Below are 12,615 nucleotides of genomic sequence, written 5' to 3'. Positions count from 1 at the left end.
TTGGGGTGTTCCCCGCGAGTCACCCAAGTCATACCCCTTCGTGTTGTTCCTTGAAGCTTTTGGCTCCTGGCTTTTTCCCGAAGATTCCTACTTGGAACAAGCCGCACGTGTAGAACTCTTTTAGTCCTACGTCTAATCCGATTGTCGAGTGACTTGGGGTTAGCTGTTCGTTTACCTCAACAGAAATGCAAAACTGAACATAGTACCCATCTGCTCTTTTGACAATGCGGACTCGCTTAATCAGCTTCTTGTCCAAGCGCCACAAGTCCCAGGTACCCTTGAGCTTCAGCCTCCCAATCCCCTTTTTATCACTGAAAGTTATTGATTTTTTATCAGGGGATAATTTCCATCCTGACTGCTTATATTCAACTGATCTACAGTGCTTTTGAAAACGGGGATAGCCTTTCTTCCCAGGTACTTTCTTTTTACAGTTCTCAAAGAAGCGAGAAATTGATGACCAAGCTCTTTCAGCCGCAGCTTGTCGAGCCGTAGAGTTTAACTCATTGGCAAACGGGAACTCTTTAGCTAGTATTTTGCAATATTTACTAAGGTCGTACTTCCCTGTCCCTTTATTGTCCATCCATAAACGAAGGCAACTATTACGGATAAATTTAACTGTCCGAATAGCTTCGTATATAGCTTGATACTGGGTATTTTTGCCTTGTGCTTTAAACTCTAAGATTATCATCAGAACTCGACCTTTTCTGTATATTCTTACGCTAACACGTTTAGCGAAAATCGTCAACTCAAGACAGAATCTTTTTCACGGCGACTCAAGTCGCTACCTGGCTTTCATCCCGGAGACGAAACCTTAAAATAAGGCAGCCTTAATCATGGAGGCGCGCGTTCCATAGGCGAATTAAATTCGCCATGGGTCGCGCCTCAAAGTTTTAACCCTTTTACCCATAGCCGACCAACCATAAAGGCTGCCCCAGCGAGGGATTGCTCGCTGGGGTAACTTCTGACCCGGTTTAAAAACACGGGGCTTTCAGCCTTGGGAGTCACGTAAGCATTCAGCTGAGAGCTCCCAGCTAATGCGTTACTTGAGGTGCTTTTGAATAAAACAGGTACGCATTGGTTTCATCTCTGTGACATCAGCTGAGCGCTGACCACTGAGCGCTGACCACTGACCGCTGAACGCGCACGCGTGCGCGTAGCGCATATGCTTACCCACCGACTAGCAAAGACATGGGATAATAAAAGGGTAAGCTAAGTTTAATCATTGGCTGATCAACGATAGCTCTATAATTTAGAGGGACTCATTATCAATTAATAGTTCATATTTTTAAAACTCTAGTTTTAAATCTGCCATTAATTGAGAAATAGTTGATGGATACCCTTGACGGTAGTATCCCCAATTAAATTCAGCAATTTGTTCTAGTACTTTAGGATTAAAGTCTCCTTCGTTACCGTAACCAATAGTGAAAAATGCAATTCGCTTCTCGCTGGAAAAGCCACTTTTTTCCAGTTCTTGATAAAGTTGCTCAAGACGAATCTTAGAATCAGAATCGTCGCCATCGGTCAAAATCACTACAGCATTAATGGCACGCTCTCGGTAATTGTTTTGTAACCAGTTACGGGCTTCCAGGGCAGCATCATATAACCGATTACCCCCGTCAGGGTTGAGATTAACAATAAACGCCATAGCGCGATCGCGTCCTTGAGGGCTGCTATCTACCAATACTGGTGGACGAATCTCGGAATCAAAATCAATCAGCGCAATTTGCTCTTTTGGTCCTAAACTGTCGATGTATGCGCGCAAAGTCTTTTTAACCGCTGCTAATTTATTCTCCGACATAGAACCGGAAGAGTTTACCAGCACCACCACTTGTGAGGGTTTTTTGGCAAATTCCTGCCAGGACTTGAGCATTGCTGCCACTACCTCTGGTTGAGGGGAACCCAGGGAATCGTATTTGGCCTTGGAGTCAACACCGAATTGAGCAGAAAACTTGGCACCTAATGGCACTTCTGGTACACCTGGCCTTAAACCAAGTTCTGTGGCAATTTTTTGGACTTGGGGCGATCGCAAATAGTCAATCACCTGTTGCGCAGCAGCCTTTTCCTGCCTACTGACCCAAGGAGCGTTGGGTAAAATTGCTCGCATATTGGAGGTAAAGGTGGCCTGGGGATACACTGCCTCATAGCGGCTTTGCCCAGCTTGCTGATCGGAATTTGCAGCAATCACCGAAGACTCGTACACTGAAGCAATTGATGCCCAAAATGAACCATTCTTCACCATGTCCTTTGCCAAGGACCTGGTAGAGACACCATAGCGAATCACTTTACTTTGTATGGCTTGGATCTGTGTCTGATAACCCTGCACATCTGCTACTGTCAAGTGTTCTGGTCGTTTGTCAGATACACTGGCAAATTGAGCCACTAAGGTTTGTAAACCAGAATTGGAGCCAGTAGGAGCAGTGTGGACAAGGTGAATGGGCAATTGAGGGCTATTGGGATCCAGTTCCTGGTGGGTTTTGGTATTAACCAAAGCTTTGTACAAATCCGGTTGCTGCCGTAATCCATCGGCTAATTCTGCCGATGTCATAAATACCATGGGGCTATGGGCTAACAACGGTGCATCGGTAATTTCTCCAATGTAATCTTTCCCTGGAAAAATCTGATTGATCTGATCGATTAACTGACGATGATAGATTTCCCCATCCACGGAAACTAAGGTAGGAAATTCTGGCCCATTACGCTTAAGGCTACGGGATTTGAGTTGTTGCGCCATGGATGTCAGAGTAGTTACCACATCGCTACTACTTTTAGTGTCGCAGTTGAGATAAAACCCCTTGCCATTGTCTAATTTGGGCTGTTGTTGGTTAAATTGCTCCGCTGCTTGCTCGCAGAATTGCCCTAAGGCGCTACCGACTAAGAATTTGACCTCAAAACTTTGCTGGGCTAGACGGTTGGGTTTTCCAGTGCAAGCTCCTAGAAAAAGCATACCCAACGCAGTAATCAGGTGAATTAGGCGCTGATAATTCAAGAATTTAGTATTCATAATATCGAATTTTTATTTGAGATGTAAACAGAGGATTGATTAAAAAAGAAAACAGCGGATTTGGGAATAGGGAACAGCAGTAAAGAGGGATACTAGGATTTTTGGGTTTTATCATAAATCAGCATTTGTTTTCATGATATATTTGTAAATGCTATCTTATTATTGATGTTGTGATAATTAATGCGCTAATCACACTTTATATACAAATTAGCCATATACAAATTAGCCACGCAACCGTTTATTTTTGAAATAGTGTCACTTTCTGTTAAAGTCAAATAGGTAGGCACCAATCACTAATGACCAATTACTATAGCGGTTTATAGCCTAATCAGGTACACAGGATTTTTTCCCTGTTCCCTGTTCCCTGTTCCCTGTTCCCTGTTCCCTGTTCCCTAAAACCCAAGACTCTGTACCTCACCCAATTGAAAACCGCTATAATGATCAATAATGTCAAAGTAATTTACCATCCCCTTGTGCAGCATAAGTTAAGCCTGATGCGTCAGGCTGGAACGAGTACAGCCAAATTTCGTAAACTCCTTAAAGAAGTTGGGTTATTGTTGGCATACGAGGTAACACGGGATTTGCCCCTGAAGGATGAACCAATCAATACACCAATTGGGCCGATGCTAGCTCCGATGCTGGCTTCAGAAAAGAAGATGGTGATTGTCTCGATTATGCGAGCTGGACAGGGTCTGTTAGATGGTATTCTAGAACTAATCCCATCCTCTCGTGTCGGTCATATCGGTTTGTATCGTGACCCCCATACCTTTGTGCCCATCGAATATTATTTCAAACTCCCCGATGATATGACTCAGCGAGATGTGTTGGTGGTTGATCCGATGTTAGCTACAGGTAATACTGCCGTTGCTGCTGTTGACCGACTCAAGGAAGTTAGCCCGAAGTCCATTAAGTTTCTGTGCTTATTAGCAGCACAGCAAGGGCTTGACTATTTCCAACAGCAGCATCCAGATGTAGTGATTTATACGGCGGCTATTGATCAAGATTTAGATCACCATGGCTATATTGTTCCAGGACTTGGGGATGCAGGCGATCGCTTGTATGGTACGAAGTAATTTAATATAGGGCTACGGGCAAGGGCAAAAGGCAAAAGGCAAGAGGCAAGAGGCAAGAGGCAAGAGGCAAGAGCGACAGAAGATTAGATTGTAGGGTGGGCAAAGACAGTTTGGTTCAAATGAGTATTAATGATTAAATTACTTTGCCCACCCTACTTTAGCTTTTAGCTCACGGCTGACAGCTGTCAGCTGACGATTTGTAAGTTTAACCATCGCTGATGGGAAAAATAACCATATCCCACTCAAAGCAAAATTACATCAGCCACCAGGGTCAAGTTGATGAATCAAACTATTCAGCGATGGTATTTACTCGGCCATCTTTTAGTCTCTAGTGTCCTCATCCCCAACATCGCCACCGCCCAAATCAGCAGTGATGGCACCTTATCCACTACCGTGACTAGTGATGATGGGGTGAATTTCTTAATTGAATCTGGGGTACGTACTTCAGATCATCTATTTCATAGCTTCTCGGAATTTTCTGTACCCAGCAACGGGTCAGCCTTTTTTAACAATGCTGCGGATATTGTCAATATATTTAGCCGTGTCACCGGAGGGAATATTTCTAACATTGACGGCTTGATTCGTGCTAATGGTAACGCTAATTTATTTCTGATTAATCCCGCTGGGATTATCTTTGGAGAAAATGCTTCGGTGGCTATAGGTGGTTCATTTTTCGCTACTACTGCCGAGAGTGTAGTATTTGGAGATGGGATTGAATTTAGTGCTACTGAACCAAACCAAGCGCCGTTATTAACGATTAATATTACCCCTGGTTTACAGATGGGAACAAATCCGGGAAATATTACAGTAAATGGTCCAGGACATACCCTCAATGGCAGCAGTTTCGCTCCTTTCGATCGCAGTAATCTAGAATCCCAATTACAGGTTGAACCGGGGAATACTTTAGCCTTGCTAGGAGGAGAGATTAGCCTCAGGGGTGGTTTGCTCTCGGCAGAAGGGGGACAAATCGAAATCGCCGCAGTAGGTAGCAACAATTCTAGGGCGATGGTGCCATTAACACCGGTAGGATCCGGCTGGGATATGGACTTGAGTCAACTGTCAAACTTAGGGGATATTCAACTGACCGAAAACGCCCTGCTCGATACCAGTGGCGAAACGGCTGGCTCGATCCGATTGAGGGGAGCAACCATTACCGTAGGAGATAACTCAATCGTACTGACTCAGAATGAAGGTTCTCAGAGGGCAGGAAATACCATACTTCATGGTACCGAAACGGTAACTATTGGAGATAATGACGCCAACGGCAGTATCAATACCTTTGTGGCTAACCTCTCCATATCCAGTGGTGACGGGGGAGATCTAGAAATTATTACCAAAAATTTAACAGTCCAAGGGGGAGCACAGGTATTGATCAACACCTTTGGGGAAGGTGCCCCAGGGAATATCAACATCGTTGCTTCTGAATCGGTGGATTTGATTGGTTTTAGCCCTGATAATCAGAGTGCTTTGACTAGTAATGTAAATTCTTTGACCTTCAGCGAAGCAACAGCAGGAGACCTGACCATCTCCACCAATCAACTGAGATTAGCTATAGCAAACATTTTCACGTTTACTGCCGGTAAAGGTGATGGGGGTAATATTAGCCTCAATGCTACGGAATCCATTGAGATAGTGGGTTTAATTCCAGGTGTCAACGACGAGAGCATAGTTAGTGCTGCCTCTTTTGGTGAAGGTAATGGGGGTAGTGTGGTGGTAAATACAACAAGATTGCTGCTCAAGGATGGTGGAGTAATTGGTGCTTCTGCCGGTGGTTCCGGTAATGCTGGTACTGTTACTATCAATGCTTCGGAGTCCGTAACCTTACTCGATACTCTGGCAAATCCTTTTACCACGACTCAGATTTCGAGTAATGTACCACGTCCTAGTGTTTTTGTCCAAAGATTATTTGGAGCAGATCCCATCCCCAGTGGCAATGCTGGCCAAATCAGGATTAACACTTCCAAGTTAACTATCTCAGGAGATCCAGATACCCAAGATGCCCAAATTAGGATCAGAAATCTCGGATCGGGTAATGGGGGAATGTTATTTATCGACGCTGATACCATCAACCTCAATTATGGCGCTAGTATCACCGCCTCCACCTTCTCTGGGCAAGGAGGCGATATTACCCTGGATATCACAAACGGTTTACTGTTGCGTAATGGCAGCACCATCACTGCGGAAGCTGATAACAATGGCGATGGTGGCAACATTACCATTAACTCGGATTTAGTGACTCTGATGGAAGGCAGCTTGATCCAAGCCAATGCTAATCTAGGCAATGGTGGAGATATTGCCATTACTACCCAAGGCTTATTTGTATTTCCTGATAGTGCCATTACCGCTAGTTCTCAGTTTGGGGTAGATGGGGTGATCACCATTAACAATCCTGACGCCGATCCCGCTAATGGCTTAATTCAACTACCGACAGAACTGCGCGATCGCACTCAAGAAATCGCTAAAAGTTGCCGTTGGACTGCTACCAGTAGTTTTTATATCACCGGACGGGGTGGCATCCCCCAAGACCCCAGTGCTATGGTGCCCGGTGGGCAAATTTTATCGGATGTGCGGGATATACCAGATCTATCCATAGTGCGGGCCATACCCGAAGCATTTGATAGTAAACCAGAAACTAATACCAAAGCACCAATAGTGGAAGCTAATGCTTGGATTATTAATGAGCAAGGTAATGTGGAATTAGTGGCTGTTGTCAACTCAATCCAGGCGCTCGATTTCCTACGAGCAACTTGTGCTATTAAAGAAGATTAGATTGTAGGGTGGGCAAAAACAGTTTGGTTCCAATCAATATTAATGAGAGCGATTATTTTGCCCACCCTACTTTAACTGATTACTGCTAAGGTGGGCAAAGACAGTTTGGTTCAAATGAGTATTAATGATGAAATTATTTTGCCCACCCTACTTTAACCATTAATCCAAGAGTTTATAAATTACTGATTACTGCTAAGGTGGGCAAAAATAGTTTGGTTCCAATCAATATTAATGATTAGAGTATTTTGCCCACCCTACTTTAGCTGATTACTGCTAAGGTGGGCAAAAACAGTTTGGTTCCAATCAGTATTAATGAGAGCGATTACTTTGCCCACCCTACTTTAACCATTAATATCTTACCAAGACAATCATGAAAACCATCTTAAATTTAGTTACTGTCGGATTACCCAGTTTATTGCTAGCACTGACAGCTACTCCTAGTTTAGCGATCGCATCCCCTGAACACCCCGAAGTTAGTATTGCTCCGACCTTGCAAGCCCAAACTCCTCAGGCTACCAGTCAACGTAGTAAACTTAACCAAGGCAGAGCCTATTTCAACAGGGGACAATTTGCTAAAGCAGCGGAAATCTGGGAACAAGCAGCCCAAGATTACGCAACTCGCGGTGACTCTCTCCATCAAGCCTTGAGTTTGAATTATCTATCCTTGGCTTACCAACACCTCAGTCAGTGGAACCTTGCCCAAACCGCTATTGAATCCAGCCTTAATTTAGTCGAATCAGCTACCAGTAACAATCCTCTGTTGTGGGCACAAATTATTAATACCAAAGCCAGACTGCTTTTCCACACTGGACAAAACAAATCTGCCCTAGAAACATTTAAACTGGCACAAAAGTATTATGATCAAGCGGGAGATAAAACTGGTGCTTTGATTAGCAAAATTAACCAGGCTGAAGCCCTGCAAAGCTTAGGATTTTATAATCGTGCAAAAGATATCCTAGAAGAGATTAATCAACAATTAGCAACTACAGAAGAGTCTGCCGTTAAAGTAGCAATGCTCAGAAGTTTAGGGATCGCTTTAGAAGTGTTGGGGGATGTAAACGCTAGTAGAGAGGTACTCGAACAAAGCTTATCTATGGCTCAGGGTCTGGAAGCCACTAACCAATTAGGCATTATCCTGTTGAGTTTAGGCAATACAGCCCTTGATGCTGGCGATAATTTAGCAGCATTAGATTACTTTAAACGGGCAGAAATTGCGAGTAATAATCCAGAAGAAAAAGTTAAAACTCGGCTCAACCAACTACGCCTCTATGTCCAATTAGAACAGTGGCAAAATGCTAATGCTATCGCTCCGCGAATTTACCAACAACTGAGCCAGTTACAGCCCAGTCGCTCCTCCATTTATGGGGCAGTAAACTTAGCCGCTAGTTGGCAACAAATGGGTAACCAAGGTAAATCCTTGACGCTCCAACAAGTCAATCAAATCCTTGTGCAAGCGGTGAAATCTGCCCGCAAACTCAAGGATGCCCAAGCTGAAGCCTATGCCCTCTATCACTGGGGTAAACTTTATAGTAGCAATGGTCAGTTAGCTGATGCTATCAAGCTTACCCAAAAATCCTTAATTATTGCCCAACAAATTAACGCCACGGAAATTAGTTCCCAAGCGGCTTGGCAATTAGGTAAATTGCACAAAAAACAGGGAAAATCAATCGAAGCGATCGCGGCCTATACTGAAGCGGTTAAAGACTTAAAAAGCTTGCGTGGTGATTTGGTTTCCATTAATCCAGATATCCAGTTTTCCTTCCGAAAAAGCGTTGAACCAGTATACCGAGAAATGGTAGAATTGTTGCTAGACGGTAATCCTAGTCAAGAGTATCTAAAAAAAGCACGCCAGGTCATTGAGGATTTACAATTAGCAGAATTGGATAACTTTTTCCGGCAAGCTTGTTTAGATGCTAATGTTGCCCAAATTGATCAGATTGACAGGTCAGCAACGGTAATTTACCCGATTATTTTGCCAGAACGTTTAGCTGTGATTGTCTCCGCCCCCGGTAAACCCATTGGCTATTATTCTACGTCTGTGTCTGCAGCAGAGGTGGATCAAACCCTGACCAGATTTTTGAGCTTTCTCCATCCTGTCTTTAAGCAAAACCAACGCTTACCCCACCTCCAAAAAGTTTATGACTGGCTCATCCGACCTGCGGAACAAGAGCAAATTTTAACGGATACCAAAACCCTGGTGTTTATCCTGGATGGCAAATTACGTAAATTGCCGATGGCAGCCTTACACGATGGAGAGCAGTATCTAGTGGAAAAATACAATATTTCCGTGTCTCTAGGGTTGCAACTGCTAGATCCACAACCGTTACGAAAAGATAAATTTAGTATCATTGCTGGGGGATTGAGTGAAGCTCGTCAAGGCTTTAAATCTTTACCAGGGGTGAAGCAGGAAATTGAGCAAATTGCTAAAAGGTTGAACCCAGACTCAGTCATGCTCAATCAAGACTTCACTAGCAAAAGAGTGTCTAAGGAAATAACCACTAAAACCTCTAATGTGATACACTTAGCTACTCATGGTCAATTTAGCTCCAAAGCTGACGAGACTTTTATACTAACCTGGGAAAATAAAATTAATGTCAAAGAATTCGAACAACTGCTGCGTAGTCAAGAATTGTTGGGAGAAGACCAAATTGATTTACTCGTTCTGAGTGCTTGTCAAACTGCTAAAGGGGACGATCAAGCGATGTTAGGGTTAGCGGGTTTTGCGATTAAATCGGGAGCGCGTTCTACCTTAGGGACATTGTGGAAAGTGCGTGATGATTCCACTGCTATATTCATGAACAAGTTTTACGAATACCTAAAACAGCCAGAAATCACCAAAGCAGAAGCGGTCAGGAAAGCCCAACTAGATTTAATTGGGGATACCAAGTTTAACGAACCTCTGTTTTGGGCACCTTTTATTCTGGTCGGTAATTGGTTGTGAAGGGAATAGGGAGTAGGGAGTAGGGAGTAGGTAACAGGGAATAGGGAACAGGGAACAGGGAATAGGGAATAGGGAACAGAAAGGGGTTGATAAACGTTAAGTTTATTAGCATATTTAACCAAAGTTATAGCGTTGATCGCATTTATCAAGGTACATTTTTTTTTGAGTATGATTACCTTAAAATTATCTTTAGTATTGCCTTTTGCCTTTTGCCTTTTGCCTTTTGCCTTTTGCCTTTTATAGCTATTCCAAATAGCTCATGCTTAATTCTTAATTCTTAATTCTTAATTCTTAATTCTTAATTTTTTATGAGCCAGTTGTTGGTCAATCTCTCGATTCTATTTTCCCAACCTACGGGTATTGCTAACTATGCCGCTAATCTTTTTCCTTATTTAAAAGCTCTCGACCCTACCTTACTAATTTCTTCCACTGCGTCTAGCCGTTTCTGTAGTGCTACTCCCTACACTTGCTACCCAATTCCAGGGAATTTAAGCCCTGAACAAGGCACGAAAGGACATTTTCGTCGTCTGTTGTGGACTCAGTTTCAACTGCCGCGAATTTATAAAAAATTGCGAACGGATCTTTTGTTTTCTCCTGTTCCAGAAGCTCCCCTCTTCACCAATTGCCGCTATGTGGTAATGGTTCATGATTTGATTGGGTTACGGTTTCCCCAGGGTTTCTCACCCTTAACTACCTACCAACGCTACTATATCCCCCAAGTTCTTGCTCAAGCAGAACACATCATCTGTAACTCTAGGGCTACTGCTAGAGACCTTACTGACTTCTTCAAGATTCCAGCCGCAAAAATCACCCCGGTCTTACTGGCTTACGATGCCAATCAATATTATTATCAGGACTTACGCAAGTGCCCCCTAAATCCCCCAATTCTGGGGGACTTTGACATCATTACCCCCCAGAATTGGGGGGCAGGGGGGCAAAACCAACTAAATTTCGTAAGTCCTAATTATCTGGATACAGTAGATGGGGAAAAAGATGGGGAAAACCGGGAAAATTGTCCCTATTTTCTCTACATCGGACGCCCAGACCCCCACAAAAACCTCCATCGGCTGATTGAGGCTTTCGCTGCTCTACCCAATTGCCAGGACTACCAACTCTGGATTGCTGGCGCAACGGATAAACGCTACACACCATTGCTGGAAGCCCAAGCCGAGCAACTGGATATATCCAGTCAGGTCAAATTCCTGGGATATGTTCCTCAGCACCAGTTACCGACCATGATTAGACATGCGATCGCATTTGTATTCCCCAGTCTTTGGGAAGGCTTCGGTATCCCTGTATTAGAGGCAATGGCTTGCGGTACTCCTGTAATTACAGCCAATCTCTCCTCCTTACCCGAAGTAGCTGGAGATGCCGCTATATTAATCAATCCTTACAACCCTGAGGAAATCACAGCAGCCATGGCAGCAGTAGCAACCGATGCTCAAATGCGATCGCATCTTCGCCAATCAGGTCTTGCTAGAGCCAGTGAATTTAGTTGGCAAAAAACTGGGCAAGCTACGGTAGAGATTCTCAGTCATATCGCAAAGGGAACAGGGAATAGGGAATAGGGAACAGGGAATAGGGAACAGGGAACAGGGAACAGGGAACAGGTGAACTGGTTACAGGTTAACTGGTTATTAAACCTTGGCCAAAAGGCCACGCAATCGCGTTCAACCTCTTAAACCTTGGCCTTGGCCTTGGCCTTGGCCTTTGGCCACGCTACGCGAATGGCCACGCTACGCGAATGGCCACGCTACGCGAATGGCCACGCAATCGCGTTCAACCTTCAACCTGATCAACATTCAACCTTCAACCTGATCAACATTCAACCTTCAACCTGATCAACATTCAACCTTCAACCTGATCAACATTCAACCTTCAACCTGATCAACCTTCAACCTGATCAACCTTCATGGTTGCTTTAAAAAAACCTCTTAGATATAAAGCTTTTGTGAAATCCTTTCGATTCGTGTCCTAATTACATAAAAAATCTCACTAATGTAGTGAAGCCCAATCAAGACTGAAGCCCAATCAAAGTAACAAGTGGTGTGACATGAACAAATTTTCTAGGTACACGATATCAACAGAAAGCCCAACCCAATCAAATCTAAGCCGATTGGAACTATTGCTGGAGTATTGCCAACTGGCAGCGCGTCCAACTTTGTCTGTGTCAGACAGCAACCGTATGGCTGAGATCCTCGAACTAGCTGAAGCTGACCAAATCCTTAACCTGTTGATAGATAAAGCTGATCTAGTTATAGCCAAAAACTTTAGCTGGCTGAGTGACAATGATATTGATACCTATAAAAACGAAATCGCCAAGTTGGAAGAGTATTTAGAAATCTTTGTTTCCCAGACATCACCTCAGACCAGTGAAACTCTACGTCATAAATTTGCTTGTTTCACTGGAAATCCTTAAGAGTAATCTAAGCTATAGCGTTTCTAGGACTCATGAGGTACAGTATTCTTTGAAGTTGATTCCCTGTTTTAATGCAGCCTATCGCTATTCCCTCTTATCTCTTCCCTGTTCCGGTGATCCGCTGTTCCCTGTTCCCTAAAATCTAGAAATTGTGTACCTCACAAGTCGTATAATTGCTATATCAGCTATCAGCTATCAGCTAATGGCTGACAGCACCTCAAGTAGCGTGGCCTACGGCCAAGGGCTGAATGCTTATATCATGTCAGGATAATTACCCTGTCAGCCATGCAAAGCGCGAGTGGGGGAAACCACGGCAGTCGCTCATGGTTAGAAGTTACCGTAAGACAGGCTCGCCTTGTCTTGATGCAGTCGCTCATGGGGGAAACCACGGCAGTCGCTCATGGGGGGAACC

Annotated in this window: 10 protein-coding genes; 6 read left to right on the top strand and 4 right to left on the bottom strand. The window is 43.9% G+C overall.

Going from position 1 to position 12,615, the window contains the following annotated elements; all coding sequences use genetic code 11:
* Positions 1 to 28: 28 nt before the first annotated feature.
* Together F6J99_RS32075 and F6J99_RS32070 are read right to left on the bottom strand one after the other, a co-directional pair.
* Positions 29 to 688, bottom strand: coding sequence for a transposase (locus F6J99_RS32075; RefSeq protein WP_293119066.1), 660 nt, complete (start codon positions 686 to 688; stop codon positions 29 to 31).
* A 597-nt stretch (positions 689 to 1,285) separates the two neighbouring features.
* Positions 1,286 to 3,001, bottom strand: a complete 1,716-nt coding sequence (locus F6J99_RS32070; RefSeq protein ID WP_293119064.1) for a VWA domain-containing protein — start codon at positions 2,999 to 3,001, stop codon at positions 1,286 to 1,288.
* 437 nt (positions 3,002 to 3,438) lie between these two features.
* On the opposite strand from F6J99_RS32070, the gene upp reads away from it, so the two are divergent.
* The 3 genes from upp (at position 3,439) to F6J99_RS32055 (ending at position 9,784) form a co-directional block, all read left to right on the top strand.
* On the top strand, positions 3,439 to 4,074 hold the full coding sequence (gene upp, locus F6J99_RS32065) for a uracil phosphoribosyltransferase (RefSeq protein ID WP_293119062.1): 636 nt from the start codon (positions 3,439 to 3,441) through the stop codon (positions 4,072 to 4,074).
* 279 nt (positions 4,075 to 4,353) lie between these two features.
* Positions 4,354 to 6,843, top strand: a complete 2,490-nt coding sequence (locus F6J99_RS32060; protein WP_293119060.1) for a filamentous hemagglutinin N-terminal domain-containing protein — start codon at positions 4,354 to 4,356, stop codon at positions 6,841 to 6,843.
* A gap of 370 nt (positions 6,844 to 7,213) precedes the next feature.
* Positions 7,214 to 9,784: a CHAT domain-containing protein gene (locus F6J99_RS32055; protein ID WP_293119058.1), complete on the top strand. Its 2,571-nt coding sequence runs from the start codon at positions 7,214 to 7,216 to the stop codon at positions 9,782 to 9,784.
* Here F6J99_RS32055 and F6J99_RS32050 read toward each other — a convergent pair.
* Positions 9,759 to 9,896 (bottom strand): hypothetical protein, encoded by a 138-nt coding sequence (locus tag F6J99_RS32050; protein WP_293119056.1) that lies wholly within the window; start codon positions 9,894 to 9,896, stop codon positions 9,759 to 9,761. The genes F6J99_RS32055 and F6J99_RS32050 overlap by 26 nt on opposite strands.
* Before the next feature lie 196 nt (positions 9,897 to 10,092).
* On the opposite strand from F6J99_RS32050, the gene F6J99_RS32045 reads away from it, so the two are divergent.
* Positions 10,093 to 11,352, top strand: a complete 1,260-nt coding sequence (locus F6J99_RS32045; protein WP_293119054.1) for a glycosyltransferase family 1 protein — start codon at positions 10,093 to 10,095, stop codon at positions 11,350 to 11,352.
* Here F6J99_RS32045 and F6J99_RS32040 read toward each other — a convergent pair.
* Complete coding sequence (locus tag F6J99_RS32040) at positions 11,319 to 11,444, bottom strand: hypothetical protein (RefSeq protein ID WP_293119052.1); 126 nt, start codon at positions 11,442 to 11,444, stop codon at positions 11,319 to 11,321. The two genes, F6J99_RS32045 and F6J99_RS32040, sit on opposite strands and share 34 nt — an antisense overlap.
* On the opposite strand from F6J99_RS32040, the gene F6J99_RS32035 reads away from it, so the two are divergent.
* Together F6J99_RS32035 and F6J99_RS32030 are read left to right on the top strand one after the other, a co-directional pair.
* Positions 11,429 to 11,602 (top strand): hypothetical protein, encoded by a 174-nt coding sequence (locus F6J99_RS32035; RefSeq protein WP_293119051.1) that lies wholly within the window; start codon positions 11,429 to 11,431, stop codon positions 11,600 to 11,602. The genes F6J99_RS32040 and F6J99_RS32035 overlap by 16 nt on opposite strands.
* A gap of 235 nt (positions 11,603 to 11,837) precedes the next feature.
* Positions 11,838 to 12,203, top strand: a complete 366-nt coding sequence (locus F6J99_RS32030; RefSeq protein WP_293119049.1) for a hypothetical protein — start codon at positions 11,838 to 11,840, stop codon at positions 12,201 to 12,203.
* The last annotated feature ends 412 nt before the right edge of the window (positions 12,204 to 12,615 follow it).

Origin of the sequence: Moorena sp. SIO4G3, from assembly GCF_010692305.1 — a bacterium.
Taxonomy (GTDB): Bacteria; Cyanobacteriota; Cyanobacteriia; order Cyanobacteriales; family Coleofasciculaceae; genus Moorena; species Moorena producens_A.
This window is presented reverse-complemented; position numbering and strand designations above follow the sequence as displayed.

Coding starts and splice junctions, on each gene's coding strand:
- F6J99_RS32075 (WP_293119066.1), bottom strand. CDS start 688: ATGATAATCTTAGAGTTTAAAGCACAAGGCAAAAATACCCAGTATCAA.
- F6J99_RS32055 (WP_293119058.1), top strand. CDS start 7,214: ATGAAAACCATCTTAAATTTAGTTACTGTCGGATTACCCAGTTTATTG.
- F6J99_RS32030 (WP_293119049.1), top strand. CDS start 11,838: ATGAACAAATTTTCTAGGTACACGATATCAACAGAAAGCCCAACCCAA.
- F6J99_RS32050 (WP_293119056.1), bottom strand. CDS start 9,896: ATGCTAATAAACTTAACGTTTATCAACCCCTTTCTGTTCCCTATTCCC.
- F6J99_RS32060 (WP_293119060.1), top strand. CDS start 4,354: ATGAATCAAACTATTCAGCGATGGTATTTACTCGGCCATCTTTTAGTC.
- F6J99_RS32045 (WP_293119054.1), top strand. CDS start 10,093: ATGAGCCAGTTGTTGGTCAATCTCTCGATTCTATTTTCCCAACCTACG.
- F6J99_RS32070 (WP_293119064.1), bottom strand. CDS start 3,001: ATGAATACTAAATTCTTGAATTATCAGCGCCTAATTCACCTGATTACT.
- upp (WP_293119062.1), top strand. CDS start 3,439: ATGATCAATAATGTCAAAGTAATTTACCATCCCCTTGTGCAGCATAAG.